This is a genomic window from Maribacter sp. ACAM166 (genome assembly GCF_005771495.1).
In the GTDB taxonomy this organism is placed as follows: domain Bacteria; phylum Bacteroidota; class Bacteroidia; order Flavobacteriales; family Flavobacteriaceae; genus Maribacter.
Map to the genome: position 1 here is coordinate 21,901 of NZ_VAUW01000009.1, position 16,668 is coordinate 38,568.

Annotated in this window: 15 protein-coding genes; 13 read left to right on the forward strand and 2 right to left on the reverse strand. The window is 35.0% G+C overall.

Annotation, left to right across the window (positions count from 1 at the left end):
- Window positions 1-80 precede the first annotated feature (80 nt).
- From ES765_RS08535 to ES765_RS08595, 12 genes are all read left to right on the forward strand, one after another.
- Window positions 81-812 (forward strand): DUF2490 domain-containing protein, encoded by a 732-nt coding sequence (locus tag ES765_RS08535; RefSeq protein ID WP_138113210.1) that lies wholly within the window; start codon window positions 81-83, stop codon window positions 810-812.
- A gap of 384 nt (window positions 813-1,196) precedes the next feature.
- Window positions 1,197-1,487 (forward strand): hypothetical protein, encoded by a 291-nt coding sequence (locus ES765_RS22040; protein WP_212744221.1) that lies wholly within the window; start codon window positions 1,197-1,199, stop codon window positions 1,485-1,487.
- Window positions 1,488-1,633: 146 nt separating this feature from the next.
- The gene (locus tag ES765_RS08545) at window positions 1,634-2,221 is read left to right on the forward strand and encodes a superoxide dismutase family protein (protein WP_138113212.1); all 588 of its coding nucleotides are present in this window, start codon (window positions 1,634-1,636) and stop codon (window positions 2,219-2,221) included.
- A gap of 74 nt (window positions 2,222-2,295) precedes the next feature.
- Entirely contained in the window at window positions 2,296-2,829 is a 534-nt protein-coding gene (locus ES765_RS08550; RefSeq protein ID WP_138113214.1) for an RNA polymerase sigma factor, read from the forward strand.
- A gap of 1 nt (window position 2,830) precedes the next feature.
- Complete coding sequence (locus ES765_RS08555) at window positions 2,831-3,625, forward strand: anti-sigma factor domain-containing protein (RefSeq protein ID WP_138113216.1); 795 nt, start codon at window positions 2,831-2,833, stop codon at window positions 3,623-3,625.
- A 259-nt stretch (window positions 3,626-3,884) separates the two neighbouring features.
- Window positions 3,885-4,601, forward strand: coding sequence for an SGNH/GDSL hydrolase family protein (locus ES765_RS08560; protein ID WP_138113218.1), 717 nt, complete (start codon window positions 3,885-3,887; stop codon window positions 4,599-4,601).
- Window positions 4,602-4,957: 356 nt separating this feature from the next.
- Window positions 4,958-6,421, forward strand: coding sequence for a potassium/proton antiporter (locus ES765_RS08565; protein ID WP_138113220.1), 1,464 nt, complete (start codon window positions 4,958-4,960; stop codon window positions 6,419-6,421).
- A gap of 10 nt (window positions 6,422-6,431) precedes the next feature.
- Window positions 6,432-6,806 carry a hypothetical protein gene (locus tag ES765_RS08570; RefSeq protein ID WP_138113222.1) on the forward strand — a complete coding sequence of 125 codons (375 nt, stop codon included), beginning with the start codon at window positions 6,432-6,434 and terminating at the stop codon, window positions 6,804-6,806.
- Between the two features lie 108 nt (window positions 6,807-6,914).
- A complete protein-coding gene (locus tag ES765_RS08575; RefSeq protein ID WP_138113224.1) occupies window positions 6,915-7,397 on the forward strand; it encodes a hypothetical protein in 483 nt (160 codons plus the stop codon).
- A gap of 725 nt (window positions 7,398-8,122) precedes the next feature.
- On the forward strand, window positions 8,123-8,884 hold the full coding sequence (locus ES765_RS08580; RefSeq protein ID WP_138113226.1) for a YoaK family protein: 762 nt from the start codon (window positions 8,123-8,125) through the stop codon (window positions 8,882-8,884).
- A gap of 602 nt (window positions 8,885-9,486) precedes the next feature.
- The gene (locus ES765_RS08590) at window positions 9,487-11,037 is read left to right on the forward strand and encodes an NAD(P)/FAD-dependent oxidoreductase (protein ID WP_138113228.1); all 1,551 of its coding nucleotides are present in this window, start codon (window positions 9,487-9,489) and stop codon (window positions 11,035-11,037) included.
- A gap of 67 nt (window positions 11,038-11,104) precedes the next feature.
- Complete coding sequence (locus ES765_RS08595) at window positions 11,105-12,406, forward strand: DEAD/DEAH box helicase (RefSeq protein ID WP_138113230.1); 1,302 nt, start codon at window positions 11,105-11,107, stop codon at window positions 12,404-12,406.
- 286 nt (window positions 12,407-12,692) lie between these two features.
- Here ES765_RS08595 and ES765_RS08600 read toward each other — a convergent pair whose 3' ends face one another.
- Both ES765_RS08600 and ES765_RS08605 read right to left on the reverse strand, forming a co-directional pair.
- A complete protein-coding gene (locus ES765_RS08600) occupies window positions 12,693-13,427 on the reverse strand; it encodes a LytR/AlgR family response regulator transcription factor (RefSeq protein ID WP_138113232.1) in 735 nt (244 codons plus the stop codon).
- Window positions 13,428-15,305 (reverse strand): histidine kinase dimerization/phosphoacceptor domain -containing protein, encoded by a 1,878-nt coding sequence (locus tag ES765_RS08605; protein WP_249356293.1) that lies wholly within the window; start codon window positions 15,303-15,305, stop codon window positions 13,428-13,430.
- 428 nt (window positions 15,306-15,733) lie between these two features.
- On the opposite strand from ES765_RS08605, the gene ES765_RS08610 reads away from it, so the two are divergent.
- Window positions 15,734-16,270 carry an ester cyclase gene (locus ES765_RS08610; RefSeq protein ID WP_138113236.1) on the forward strand — a complete coding sequence of 179 codons (537 nt, stop codon included), beginning with the start codon at window positions 15,734-15,736 and terminating at the stop codon, window positions 16,268-16,270.
- The last annotated feature ends 398 nt before the right edge of the window (window positions 16,271-16,668 follow it).

Sequence of the window (16,668 nt, forward strand, 5' to 3'; positions counted from 1 at the left end):
AAAATAATATTATATTTTCGAGGTAAGACTCGGAGAATTAAACCCTTAATAAGTAATTGAATTATAAATTAAAACGACGAATGAAGAAAATTAGTACCTTTTTAGTAGTAGTAACAGCTATTTTAAATTTAAATGCCCAAAATGGTGCAAATCAATTAAATGGAGAGAAGGAATTAGGCAGTTGGTTCATGTATTTCGGTACCAATAAAATAGCCGAAAAATGGAGTATACACACCGAAGCACAGTTTAGGTATTACGAAACAGCATCTAATTTTAATCAGATGCTGTTAAGAACCGGAGTTAATTATCATATTAATTCAGATGCCATTGCGACTTTAGGATATGGCTATATAGACACAGACCCAACCTTTGTAGGTAGCTTAAAGGAAGCAAATTTATCTGAGCATCGAATTTTTGAACAGTTCATTCTAAAAAATAAAGTTTGGGAATTTAATTTTGAGCACCGATATCGTTTGGAACAACGATTTATTTCCCAAACTAATATTCTAAGTGATCCAGAACAAGATTTGGGCAGAACCGAACATCGCGCACGGTATAGATTACAAGTTACTTTACCTTTAACAGATACCTTCTTTTTAAACTTTTACGATGAAATATTTTTAAACCTTCAAAATGAAGCGTTTGGACAAAACCGTTTATATGCAGCTGTTGGAGTTAATGTTACTAGTGAATTAAGTATGCAATTCGGATATTTGAAAAATCATTTTAGACAGGCTGATTTTGACCGTTTACAACTAGGCATAGTCTTCAATACAGATTTAAGGGGTGTTTTCAAAGAGAAAAGTGAATGATTTTAATTAGGCTTTATAGTGGCAATAAAATTCAGGATAATGAAAAAATAGCCTTCATCTTCCTAGTACTCTAGTAGTACTATTTTCTAGTTGTAAAGACACACAAAATCAGGGAATAAAGGACATTGAAGTAGCATCAAAATCATCTGAAATCTTCAGCTTAATTCCAGATTCCACTATGGTTAGTTTTACGGCCTTTAAAACAACTGAAAAACTTCCTGTTGGTAGAGAATTAAAATGATAAATATTACAAAGACCCATGGAGGCAATACTGTTTTAGAAGTTTTAAACGGCACAAAGTTCAGAATTCCGATTAGTAGTCTATTCACTAACGATTCTACCGGTACAAGAGATTAAAAAAATTTTGAATTTTTCTTTGGAGTTATGAATAACACAGAAATAATTTCTGGTATGTTTAATGTTGAAAATGAAAAATGTTCCATAAATGTAACTTTGAAAGGTGAAACCCAGAAAATTCCATTGAAATATATAACAATCGGTGATACTAAAATCAATTTTAATGGAGCAATGGGTTTAGAAAGTTGGGATGCAATGGAAGCTATAAAAGCCATAAATAAAGCCTATGAAGTTTTGTGCACTGGTAAGGATGGTATAAGTAAAACTTGGAGCAAAGTTGCCCTAAAGGCAGAGGTTATGCTTAAAAAACAAATTTAATACCTAAGTCGATGATATTGAAAAAAAGAATATTTTTGGCTTTAGGCCTTTTAATTAACGGGAATCAAATAAAGAATAACGTATATCATTAAAAGGTTTGACATTAGTCATTTAAATGATTAGTTTGGATTAAAATATAAAACATAATGAAAAATATTAAAATATTAGTCTTTGCCTTAACGGTTGTCAGTTTTTACAATTGTAAGGAGGTAAAAAAAGAATCTTCTGATGCTATGGATGAAGCCCAAGAAACAATGGAAGAAATGACCGTAGATAAAACGGTAGAAACCATAAAATTCATGATGGAGCCTAAAAGTGATAGTAATGTAAAAGGAGATGTTACGTTTACTGAAGAAGAGGGTGAAGTAAGTATGACAGCAATGTTATCAGGTCTCTCTGAAGGTGAGCATGCAATACATATTCACCAAACAGCAGATTGTTCAGCAGCGGATGGTTCTTCTACAGGCGGACATTGGAATCCTACCAATGAACCACACGGTAAATGGGATGCAACAGAAGGATACCACAAAGGCGATATCGGTAATTTTACTGCAGATGCAGAGGGTAATGCAACAGTAGAGTTCTCAACGGATGAGTGGTGTATTGGCTGTGACGATGAAAATAAAAATATTCTAGGTAAAGGGGTTATTGTACATCAAGGAGTTGATGATTATACTTCTCAACCTAGTGGTGCTGCCGGTGCACGTGTAAGTTGTGCAGGTATAATTGAATAAGATTAAAAATTTATTTGATAAAAGCTGTTCTACGAACAGCTTTTTCTATTTTTAGAAGATTCTAAAATTTAATTATGCAATTAGATCTATTGGTTGATCAATTTAAAAAGAAAGACCCTTCAGCTTTCGAGAAATTATATGGCATGTATGCCGATAATATCTGTGGCGTTATCAATACCATTGTAAAAAATGATGGTATTGCCCAAGAGATTTGTCAAGATGTATTTATAAAAATCTGGAATAACTCCGAAAGCTACAATTCATCCAAAGGCAGATTCTTTACATGGATACTAAATATTGCAAGAAATGCAGCTATCGATGAAATACGCAGTAGATCATATAAAAATGAAAAAAAGAACCTTTCCGCAGATTACTTCGTAGGTATTTTACAGCACAAGGAAGATGAAGTTTCAGCAGTAGACACTAACGGTTTAAGAAAACTTGTTAATAATTTAAAAGAGAAATGTGTTCAAATCATCGAGCTATTATACTTTAGAGGGTACACTCAAAAAGATGCCGCAGAAGAATTGGCTATTCCTATTGGAACAGTGAAAACACGAAATAGAAGTTGCATTTCCCAATTAAGGGAAAACATGGAAAGTAAATAGAATGGATGTACAAAAATACATAGCATCGGGAATATTGGAGCTTTATATAGCCGGTATACTTTCAGAAAAAGAGAATCTGGAAATAGCCAACTATGCAAAAGCATATCCAGAAATTCAGAATGAAATAGTAGCAATTGAGGCTTCTATATTGGAACTATCTAAAAAAGCATCACCAGGATTAAAGTATTCCTTTAAATCGATCATGGATAAAATCAATGATGAAATCAAAGTTATTTCACTTGATGATAAACGTAGTAGTTCACTGTTATCCTATGTTGGTTGGGCAGCGTCCCTATTGCTTGCCGTTGGTATGTTCTGGATGTATCAGCAAAATCAGGAGCTGAAATCTGATATACAGGTTGTTGAGCAACAGAATAATAGCCTAGAGCAACAAATAGCAGATACAGATTCTTCATTAGGAAAGACAAAGGAACTTTTAAATACCATACGGGATAAGAACATTCGTGTTATATCATTAGGTGGTCAAGAAATATCACCTACATCGTATGCCAAAGCATATTGGAATAAGGAAAATCAAAAGGTATATATAGATGCCAAGGGATTGCCAGAGCCTCCAGATGGTTTTGTATACCAAGTCTGGTCCTTAAAACTTTCTCCACTTACCCCAACAAGCATGGGTCTGCTTGAAGGTTTTATTTTGGATGAAAATAAGGTATTTGCACTTAACAACCCTAATGAATCTGAAGCATTTGGAATTACATTAGAGCCTGCAGGTGGTAGTGAATCACCAACTCTCGAGCAATTATACACACTTGGTGTAGTGTCAGCTTCATAGAGAAATAAAATGTATAGCTTAAATGGGCAGTTTTTAAATAGACTGTCCATTTTTTTTGTCCAGTATAGATTTAAAGAAACTTTTAGTCACCATTTTGACCCAACGTGATAAACTATCTGCCCTAATAGACATTAGATACCTCTTGAATAAGAACTAGACATTTAAATTCATGCTAAAAAATGTCTTAGTTAAAAGGTGTAGCTATAAAATTCATCAAATAATAAGTATCTTGATTATTTGAATTTAAAATGTGCATAAAATGGAAAGAAGTTTCAATTATTTGGTTGTTCTATATTTTTTATTCTCGAGTAGTGCTTTTTCACAAATTAATGAAGACACCTTAACACTTAAAAAATCCTTCAATTATGGGAAGTCTGTAGCCGTTTTTGGCGGCTCTGTTTCGGTTATACCTGCAAGTGAAAGTGCTAAAATGCTATGGGAAAAACACTTGGGAATGAACATTACCAATTATGGATTTTCAGGTGCAGGATTTTCTTCTTTACAAGGAAAATCAATGCAGCAACAAGTTGATGAAGCTGGTGTTTTTGATATTTATATTCTATGGGCATCAACAAATGACTATACCAATCAAAGAGCGGTTGGGTCTTATACCGATTATACTGAATTTGATGGTTATGATGAGAAAAAACTAATGACCCAAGCAGGAGGAATTAACTATTGTATTAAAAATATTTACGAGATGAACCCCTCTGCTGTCATATACTTCTTTACATCGAGCAAGGCATTTAATGATAGGGGCTCGTATGACCCATTCTATACACAAGGTATGGTTCAATATGTTGAAATGCAAAAAATGGTCTGTGAGCTCCATGGGATACCGGTTCTTGACCAGTTCCTTTTAGGTGGTTATAACATACACAATAAGGATTTGTATTATCATGACCCTATCCATATGAATATTTTAGGCTACAAAAAGTTAGGTGAGCTACAAGTTTCATTTCTGGCTTTTCCATAGTTAGAAACTACGTTTAATCGTGGATAAAAGCCAACACACAATAAAATAAAGAGCTAGATTAAAAATAAACAAACTCTTGCTTAATCTAAGAAACTATAATTTTAAGTTTAGAGGTTCAAGCATTTGATTCTTTGAGTTTTTTTATAGTAATTTTCAATACGTATTCAGGCAATGCAGAAATATTAGTTACACCACAAGTACTGCACGAGTTTACAATTGCAAAACACTGACTGAGCAGTTGTTATTAAACCGAAGTTTATACCTCCAAAAACACTTTAAAACAAACAAGCTGTTTAAATAGATTTTTTGTTCTAAACAACTAAATTTACACAGGTTTATTTTGGGAATTAAAAATAATGAATTTAACCATTGAAAACATACTGTTAGTTGGATCCCTACTGCTTTTTATAAGCATTATTGTTGGTAAGACATCCTATAAATTTGGCGTTCCTACCTTAATACTCTTTTTAGCTATCGGAATGCTGGCAGGTTCTGAAGGTATTGTTGGTATTCGGTTTAACGACCCTAAACTTGCACAGTTCATTGGTATCGTTTCACTTAACTTCATTTTGTTTTCTGGGGGACTTGATACAAATTGGAAAGCTGTAAAACCGATTCTTAGAGAGGGTATTGTTTTATCCACCTTAGGGGTTTTACTAACAACTGTTTCCCTAGGTACATTCGTTTGGTTCGTAACAGATTTTACTATTTATGAAAGTATGTTATTAGGCTCAATTGTATCTTCTACAGATGCAGCGGCGGTATTTTCTATATTGCGTTCAAAGAATCTTGCGTTGAGGAACAACCTAAGACAAACGTTAGAATTGGAAAGTGGTAGTAATGATCCTATGGCGTACGTACTAACTATTGCATTTTTGACTTTAGTAATTAACCAAGACCTTAGTATTCTTTCCATCATTCCATTATTTTTGAAACAAATGATTTTGGGTGGCATCGGAGGTTTCGCCTTCGGGAAATTGAGTGAAATTATTATCAACAGAATTAAACTTGGTTTTGAAGGACTATACCCTGTTTTGGTTATAGCGTTAATGTTTATTACGTTTTCGGCAACTGATGTGATAGGCGGTAACGGATTTCTTGCCATTTACATTTGTGCTGTTTATTTAGGCAATCAAGATTTAATACATAAATCGACAATTTTGAAAATGTTCGATGGTATTGCATGGTTAATGCAAATTGTTCTGTTCCTTACCCTGGGCTTACTCGTTTTTCCTTCTCAAATTATTCCTTACATGGGCATTGGCCTGCTCATTTCGATATTTCTCATCCTAGTAGCCCGACCAGTGAGTGTGTTTTTAAGTTTGATGTTTTTCAAAATGAAACTTAGAAGAAGATTTTATATTTCTTGGGTCGGGTTACGAGGTGCAGTCCCAATAGTATTTGCCACCTATCCGCTTTTAGCAGGAATTGATAAAGCAAATATGATTTTCAATATTGTATTTTTTATTTCAGTAACATCTGTTCTAATTCAAGGAACAACGTTGTCTATTTTCGCTAAATGGTTGAACGTTGCCTTACCTGAAGAAGTAAAACCCATTACAGAAAATGATAGGTACATTCTTAATTTACCAAAATCAGCAATGGAAGAAGTATCAATTCCTCCTGATAGTTATGCTGTTGACAAACGAATTATAGATTTACATTTTCCGCGATCAGCATTCATCGTAATGATCAAGCGAAATAGTAAATTTGTACGTCCAGGAGGATCTACGGTTATTGAAGCTAATGACACGTTAGTTCTTTTGTTAGATAATGAAGATAGCTTGAATGAAGTAAATGAAATACTTTATAAAAGTTAAATAGCTAAAGATGAAAAATTTGCATCAAGTACTGAAAGTATTACTACTCATTACAATTTATTGTATTGGTATTTCTAGTTCTGCAAAATCTTTATCGGATGCTAATGCTCAAACTATTGAACAAAACAATGAGCAGAAAAAATACTTTAGTTCAGCATACAAGATTCTTCAGCCCCATGCGCAAGAATCTCAAATTTGTAGCGTCAACCTAGCAGAATTTGTAGCACCTAATTATGAGTCCCATTCTAAAGGTTTTTGGGTAGTTCTAAAGTCAAGTGAATTACTGTTTAATGCAAGATTTAAACAATATATAATTTACTCTAAAACCTTATTGATTAGGCATCGAAAGTCTGACCTTATTTTTCCATTCCATAATTTTTGGTAAACCATTTTTCTGAAGACTATCCTTCAGGTGGTTATATAACGTATTGATATGGTGTGGATTTCCACATTATACAAAAATCAGTATATCAAAAAATATAAAAAATATAAAATGGAATTAGGAATAGCCGCTATCGGCATCACATGCGTTGCCCTATGTGCAATGCCTTTTGTATTAACGAACAGAAATACAAAGAATAAAGAAAAATTAGTATTGATGTCCCTCAAAGACGTGGCAAAACAGCATGATTGCGAAATAACTGAATACGAAATATTTGGACATTATGCCATTGGCATCGATAATGTAACCAAATCGGTATGTTTTATTTTAAACACTAGAAAAGTTATTAAACAGCAATTTGTTAACCTATCTACTGTCAATAATTGTGAAATAACCAATGTCAGCAGGTCATTGGCTCAAAAGGGGAAAATAATCGACCGGCTAAATTTAAACCTTAGTCCAATTGACAAAAATAAGCCTGACACGGTTCTTGAATTTTACGATGCAGATGTGAACTACCAACTTAGTGGAGAACTACAATCGATTGAGAAATGGAACAAGTTGATTAAGAATATGTTGAAAAGCAAAAAATAAGAATATTAGTAAACACTTTGTATAAATAATAGCGGATTGATTATTCGATAAAATAGGGTATGACATTTGCTATTGTTTATATACGTGTTCATTACAGTTTTCACTGGAAGCAACATGTTTAGAAATTAACATCTTAAAAAAGGTAGAGTATGAAAATATAGCATTGACCATAGCCCTTTACATGGCTACCAGATTTTGAATTAGTGAAAAGAAGAGCATACCAATTTTTCCTGAGAAAAAGCGATTTATGAAATATCTTATGTAACTAACGCATTTAAAAGATTGGCATCTTTGAATTTCAACTATTCAAAAGGCAACGTTAAATAGAATTTTAATCAAGTAAATAGTACCTTTTTTTTCAAAATAAAATCGTTAATGAAAATACACTGACACTCCATTGTGAAACCTACACATCAATATTAAATAATATTTCGAGACTCAAATCCTATTTGTAGCTATAGAATGGTTATCCTTGCCAAAAGCAGCCTTGCCTTCCCTACTCGCATTATCGAATACTTACAATGACTTTCAATTTTTTAAAGCTTGTGCTGATCTGGCCAAATCATGGCTTTTTAGATTGATTAGTTTAATATTCAAAATAAGCATTCGGCTCTATTTTAACCGGGCAGCAGGTAAACCTGAAAAAATTAGCGTCCCAATATAAGCTATGTTTCAAACACGAACGGTTATATGTAATTTGAACGATTGAATTAAATAAAAACAGCATGTTTAGACATCAAGGTAAAAGCAGAACATTAAAACATAATCTGCGTATTGCTACTATTCTTTCTTTTGTAGCTGGAATTGTTAATGTTACGGGTTTTTTGTCTTTCAAACAATTGACTACAAATGTAACAGGTCATTTTGCTCTTTTTATTAATGATGTTGCTAATTTTGAATTTTGGAAAGGCACAATATATTTCCTTTATATTTTCTCCTTTCTTTTTGGTTCCTTTTTGTCCAGTTTTCTAATTGAGAAGTTTAGAGAAAACAGACAACTTAATATCTTCATTTTACCAACCATAATTGAGGCTCTTATTTTAATATCAATCGGAATTATAAGTAATTTTATTGAAATAGAATCTTCTAATTTAGTTGTTTGTTCACTACTTTTTGCTATGGGATTACAAAACTCTTTTGTAACTAAAATATCAAATGCTGTAGTGCGTACGACGCACCTAACCGGCCTTTTTACAGATTTGGGCATTGACATTTCTCAATTGTTATTGCCGAGGCTATATCCACAAAAAGAAAAACTAAAAGCCAATATTAAGCTGCGGATTTATATTATTGCATTCTTCTTTGCAGGTGGATTATTCGGTGGATTTTTTTATTCCAAAGTTGATTTAAAATTAAACACATTAATTTTAGGTGCTGTGATTTTACTAATTAGCTTATTCTATGATGATTTTAGATATAAACTAATCAAGACTAAAAGAAAACATCACCAAAAAAATAAAACCTTCACACAACACCTGATAAAATAGAATACTTGCCAGGCTATGCTACAGCATTATTATGCAGTGTTAAGCAACCTTTGTATAATAATTTCATCTAACTGTATATGAAAACAAAAGTTTTAGTTTTGATAATCGGAGTCCTTTCGATATTAGGTTGTGATAATAATGATCTCAAGAGAAATATTGACGGACAGTATATTGGGACTTTTCAACGAGGCCTGAATAGCTCAAATGTAGAGTTGACATTGGATGAAAATATTTTTTTTTGGAGAAAGTGATAGCGTTAAGTTTCCAGCTATTTGTAAGGGTACTTACTCAATTTCAAATACGATAATTAAATTTAAAAATCAGTGTCCGTGGACTGCTGAATTCAATTGGAGCTTAATATTGAGTGACACGTTTGATTATAGTTTTGCAAACGATACACTGAGGTTAACAAATTTAATTGGAGATAGTTACATCTTGACAAAATCATAATGCATTACAACGCTTGCTGCTTTAAAAAACTCTACTCCATTTTCTTATTAGTCCCTTGTTTCCACTCCTTTAAATAACAAACTTTTTTTTTACAAAAAAAAGGAATACGAGGATTACCGAGGCAATCCCTTAATTTGATTTAATTTTGCAGCATGGTCAAAAATGTGCAGATACGGTTAACCTTAGAGGAAGAAGCTTTATCGGGAAGCTTAAAAAAACGAACTGCCAAGTATTTAGGTATCTCTGAAAATTCTTTTCAGTTAAAAGTGATTCGTAAATCTATTGATGCGCGTAAACCGCTAATCGTATTCAATTACAAACTGGCCGTTTATATTGATGAACCTGCTCCTAGCAACGCATTATCCTTTGAATACAAAAATGTATCTAACGCAAAATCGATTCATATAGTAGGATTTGGCCCTGCAGGAATGTGGGCTGCACTACGATGCCTAGAACTGGGCTACAAACCTATTGTACTAGAACGCGGAAAAGATGTAAAAGAACGAAGACGTGACCTAAAAGCGATCAATCAAGATCACTTGGTTAACGGTGAAAGTAATTACTGCTTTGGCGAAGGCGGTGCAGGCACCTATTCTGACGGTAAACTTTACACACGTAGCCTAAAACGTGGCGATGTACGTCGTATTTTTGAAAGTTTAGTATTTCATGGGGCTACAGACCAAATTTTGGTAGATGCACATCCACATATCGGCACCAACAAACTCCCAAAGATCGTTCAGAATATTCGAGAGACCATTCTTCAATGTGGCGGTGAAGTCCATTTTAACACCAAAGTGACCGATTTCAGTATTCAGAATAATACACTAAAAGCCATTATCCTGAATGAAAAGAATGAAATGGTAGTAGACCGACTCATATTAGCTACTGGACATTCAGCGCGTGATATTTTTGAGCTTCTTCATAAAAAGGATGTTGCTTTAACAGCGAAATCATTTGCAATGGGTGTTCGTGTAGAGCATCCACAGCATATCATAGACAGTATTCAATACCATTGCTCTGGAGAGCGTAACGAGTTGTTACCTGCCGCATCCTATAGTTTAGTTGAGCAGGTGAAAGAGAGAGGTGTATATTCTTTTTGTATGTGTCCCGGTGGATTTATTGTACCTGCTGCTACAGCACCAGGTGAAGTGGTGGTAAATGGAATGTCTCCATCCAAACGCAATAACCTGTATGCCAATTCTGGTATTGTAGTAGAGATTGATGTAAATAAAGACATTCCCAAATACGAAAAATTCGGAGCCCTTAAAGGGTTAGAATATCAAAAAGATTTAGAGCGCTTGGCCTTTACCTCAGGTGGACGCACACAAACAGCACCTGCACAACGATTAACAGATTTTGTAGACGGCAATTTATCGGCAGATTTAAATTCTACCTCCTATCAACCCGGATTAAACTCGGCACCTTTACATTCCCTTTTACCTAAATTATTAGGAAGCAGACTACGCCAAGGTTTTAAAGCCTTTGGGGATAAGATGCACGGTTATTATACTTCAGAGGCGAATATTGTAGGGGTAGAATCACGAACCTCATCACCTGTGACTATCCCAAGAGACGAACAATTGGAGCATCCGGTTATCAAAGGGTTATATCCTTGCGGTGAAGGTGGTGGTTACGCAGGCGGCATTGTTTCCGCAGCGATGGATGGAGAACGGTGTGCCGAAGCCGCTATGAACAGGTTATAAATTACTATCATCTAGCAACAAACAACTGTCAACCAATAAGCGTACCTTTGCCGCTTATTTAAAATACATGACATTTAAAGAACTCGGCATCGCCGAACCAATCCTAAAAGCCTTAGAAGCTGAAGGTTATACTCACCCTACTCCAATTCAAGAACAATCTATTCCTATTTTACTAAAAGGCAAAGACCTCTTAGGTGTTGCACAAACGGGTACAGGAAAAACAGCTGCCTTTGGTATTCCGATACTTCATCATTTATATGAAGGCATTAGTTTAAGCCAGTCAAAACGTAAGGTAAAAGCATTGGTGGTTACCCCTACTCGTGAGCTTGCCATACAAATCGGCGAAAGTTTTACCGCATATGGTAAACATACCGGACTTCGAAATACCGTAATTTTCGGTGGTGTTAAACAAGGGAAACAAGTTAGCGCCTTACGCAGTGGTGTTGATATTTTGATTGCTACGCCAGGGCGTTTGTTAGATTTAATGAATCAAGGTTTTATCTCGTTTAGGGATTTAGAACATGTGGTATTAGATGAAGCCGATCAAATGTTGGACATGGGCTTTATTCATGACATCAAAAAAATAATTGCTAAACTACCTTCAAAAAGACAGTCACTTTTCTTTTCGGCCACAATGCCAAAAGATATCGTAGTGCTTTCACGTAAGATGTTGGGTGATTTTGAACGCGTCACTATTAAGCCAGAGCAGGCTACTGCAGAGAAAGTGGAACAAGGTGTTTATTTTGTAAGCAAAGGAAATAAACCTAAGTTGTTGGTGCATTTATTAGAACAACAGCCAGAGGCTTCTGTATTGATATTTTCACGTACGAAACATGGTGCGAATAAGATTGTAAAGAAATTGGCACAAGCAGATATTAATTCTGCAGCTATTCACGGTAATAAATCACAAACTGCACGACAGAAAGCATTGGGTGATTTTAAAGACGGAAAATTAAAAGTATTGGTCGCTACCGATATTGCCGCTAGGGGTATCGATGTTGAGGAACTATCATTGGTGGTAAATTATGACCTACCAAATGTATCTGAAACTTATGTACACCGTATTGGAAGAACAGGTCGTGCCAGCGCAAGCGGAACTGCCTTATCGTTCTGTGATAAAGAAGAACGAGCATACCTACGTGATATTGAAAAACTCATTAAGCAAGAAGTGCCTCGTATGCCCGAACATCAGTTTATGGATGAGGATACTAAGGATGAAGATGATGATAGGCCAGCAAGAACTCCTAGAGGCCAGGGTAATTCGGCAAATAAAACTCGAAATAGACCAGGCGGCAACAACTTCCGAGGAAAAAATAATAGAAATACGAGTAGACCTAAAAAAAGAAACGACTCTAGTAGTAGAGACTAGTTTTAATTAAAAAAAACCAAATAAACAAAACCCTAATGACTATAATCATGGGGGTTTTTTAGTTATAAAAAGTATAAACACCTACTATCGATTCCCTCTAATTAACGTGCCATTGTAATCCGTTGGGCCATACAAACATAGTTCATATTCCTTGCCATAATACCTTCTCGCATCAGCTTGATCTTTGCAGATGCTGCAGCCTCGAAGTAATTCATATTTTGATTTAAGGCCTACTTATATTTCTTAAATAAACTGTCTAGAAACTTTTACCAGAGAACATAACCTATTAAATTGTACGTATCCGATTCAATAACAGTTCCTTATGCGATTTTCCTATAGGAATTACCTTTCTTCCGATTTCTAAATGACCATCGGCCAAAACATCCAATTTAGAGATATTGATTATAAAAGAGCGGTGCACACGAACAAAACTAGATTTCGGAAGCTTATCTTCCATAACCTTCAGCGTACATGTAAGTATGTGATTTATTTTTTTGGTAATCAAGCTACAATAATTGCGATTGGCCTCAATATAGAGTATGTCTTCTAATAGTAATTTCTCCATTCTTCCATTATGTCGTACGAAAATCCGGTCTTCGAGTACTTCTATTTCCTGAGTATTATGACTCAATTCTTTGCCTTCTTTCAGTTGCTCAACGACCAAAGCGATAGTACGTTGTAAACTTAATTTATTAAAAGGTTTTGTAATAAATGCCTTAGGTTGGGTTTCCTTTGCCTTCTCAAAGGTAGCATCGTCACTATTCGCAGTAAGGTATATTATGGGAATATCATTACTTTTCTGAATGGCTTTGGCGGTATCTATACCGCTAATTGTACCTTTTAGGTTGATATCCATAAGCACTATGTGCGGAGAATGCTCTCTAACGTGCATAATGGCTTCTTCTCCCCTAGGTAAAATGCCAGCAACTTCATAGCCAAGACTTGTTAACTGAATAGACAGGTTCGCTGCAATGATCATATCATCCTCAACTATCAATATATTGACCTTATCATTCTTCATTTAAGCTGCCTTTGTATTTAGAAATTTTATGTATACGGATGTACCTTGATCAGTTACCAAAATCATTTTTCCATCCAATTGCTTAACCAACAAGTTTACTAAATGGGTGCCAAAACCAGTACCGTCTGCACGATTTTCCGATAGCAATCCTATACCATTATCCCTCACCTCTAAGATAAGTAAATCTCCTTTCTCCTTTAAAGCTAAATGTATATTGCCCTTTCTATTAGCTGGAAAGGCATACTTTAGAGAATTTGTAATCAACTCATTAACAATAAGACCTATAGGTATCGCAATATCTACATCAAGTTCAAGTTCATCCATTTCTAAATCTACTATCACCTGTTCATTTTGTCCATAAGAATGGATAATGTAGTCAGATAGATTATTAAAATAATCTTTCATTTCTACGGTGGCTAGTTTTTCGCCCAAATATAATTTCTGATGAATCATGCCCATACTATGCACACGGTGCTGACACTGCTCCATAGCGTCCAAAACATTGGGATCTACAATTGATGCGGCCTGAAGGGATAATAAGCTGGAAACAATTTCCAAATTATTCTTTACCCGATGGTGTATTTCCTTCAGTAAGAATTCTTTTTCAGAATTTTTCTTTTGCAACAGTTTGTTCTTTTTGATATTGTTGGAAATGGCCTTATAAGCCAATAAGAGCAACAATAATAACAATACAGTTATGATGGTGATAAATTGTTGTAATGTCTGCTGCTTTTTGATCTGGGCCTGCTGCAATACTATGGTTCCCTCCTTTTGTGCAACATCAAATTCTGTTCTTAATTGTGAAATACGGTGATCGGCCTCGGCGGTAAAAACTTCGTTTTTTAGGGAATCATATTCGGAAAATGCATTATACGCATTTTTATAATCGTTGTTACTAGCGTATGCCCTTCCCAATTCTTTGTGCGCGTCGCTCAAATAATAGGCATCACCAAAATCTTCAGTGGCCGTTGTTATCGATTTTTTGAGCCCCTTAATTGCTTCTTCATAGTTTCCACACTTATTTTGCATTTTTCCAATGGCTAACCAAGAACGCATAAGCATAAAGTTATTTTCCAGAAGCTCGGCATATTTAACAGCGTTTCGACCGGCTTCTCTAGCATTCTCAAATTCGCCCAAATAGGAATAGAGATCTACCAAAGAAATATAGACATCGCTCAAATTATTGTAAAACCCATAGCGTTCACCAATGATGATGGAATGTTCATAGTATCTACGTGCTTCTTCATAGTCTTCTAGTGCTAGATAATTATTACCAGTGACATATAACGTAAAGCCATAGTCCAAATCGGTAATACCCCAATCTTCAAAGAGTTTTAAGGAACGAAGACCATATTCCAAACCAGTTTCAAATTTTGCCTGTTTCCAAAAAAGGTTGCTCAAATCACTATAGGCCATAGCCATGGCCTTATTATTGTTCAGCTTTTCACCTAAATCTAGCGCTTTTAGTGCATAATCAGCCGCTTTGTCTAATTGGCCCCTGCGTTCATATACATAGCCCAACTGGGTGTTCAAAAATGCTAAATCGGATTGCTCGACCTTAGCCTTGGCCAATTCTAGAACTATTTTGGCACTGTCTAATTTTTCCATTCGTAAAAGAATTGCCCCCTGAGTGATTTGGAACCTACCATTCCAGGTAAGTTCATTGTTCAAAGAGGTAAGCTGTAGACCCTTTTTCGTAAAGGCCATTGCCGTATTTAAGTTTCTGGTATGCCAATAATAAGCCAAATCATTGAGCATGGAGAATTGAACAGAATCGATTTTAACCTGATTATAACAATGCTCTAAAGTATCCAGATAGGAGGCTCCGAAATTATCAGTTTCAACAAACACCTTTTTATAAGGATGTACGCTGCTCAAATCAACTATTTGACCAAAGCTAAAGCTAAGTCCAAAAAAAGACAATAAAACAACGTATCTGAATTTTTGATAAAAGGCACCCATTTTGCAAGTTGATTCTCACCGAGGAAAATGAGCTTTCAATAAATGTACAACATTCTACCCAGTAATCTCCCGATCAATAATTTCTATGCTTCGGACAATATAAACATCATCCCATCCCAAATTCTAATGTGATTAGTTGAATTATACTTTCTTTTAATATGATACAGCTTACATAGGGCGGCGATTTTAACTCATCAAATTAGTAGAAAATAAATTAGCCGTTTATTATGATACACAGTGATTTTCGGAAGTGATAATCTAGATGCAATGCCTATTACAGCGTTTAGGGGTAAAACCTATGGGTTTTGGTAGCAGCTAACCAAAATATCGAAAAAAAATTCATCATGAGAAAACAATACTTTTACCTCTTCGTCATTTTGATACTACTTACGTTTGGATGCAAAGACGGAAAACCAATACAGCCTCAAACAGACTTAACGATTGCCAGCCCCACCGCATCAACCTTAAAAAAAGCCACAAAGAACTATTTAAGTGCCTGGAGTGACAATGATACAATTTTGCATCAATTAGTGACTATTAAGAACCTAGTACGTAACGTTAATGGCGAGATTATTTCGGTAAATCAGAACGAACTTTTCAAGACCATGCAGTTTTGGCATCGGGCTATGCCAGATTTTAAAATGGTAGAAAAAGAAATCAATGTGGTCGGAAATAGAACGTATGTTAATTGGACCGGCACAGGAACCAATACAGGAATGTTCGGAAAAGTTCCCCCTTCCGGAAAAAAAGGCCATACGGAGGGCATAAGTATACTAACCTTCGATGACACAGGCCACATTGTACATGAGGCTGTTTGTTTTGACCTTTTAGGCCTTATGGAGGAATGGGGATATACCATATCGCCACCTGTAATGAAATAAGAAAGAGGAAAATGACAAATGAAGTGCAACGCAATTTTTAATCATAAAAAGTAGATATCCAAATATACATCATACAACTAAGTTGCTCGCCGTTCTCTACATAAAAGAGGTATTAGAATCCAACTACCCGAACCCTATTAGAAAGGAAAAACAAGCTTATAAATTGATGGAAGATTAGAAACGAACGCCTGGTGTAACAGAGGTTACTATAGAAAAATCAAATCATATTCCCGCCGAGGTTATAGAACGATAAAAAAGCGTTTACCTGTGGGTATTTATAAAATAGTCTATTATACACAATGAACTTTAAAGGAAGACAAGTAAGGCTTAGAATGAATTTTTCGGTCTATTTTATTATTCATGAAAAATAGCTGATTATACGACCTATTATGAAAATA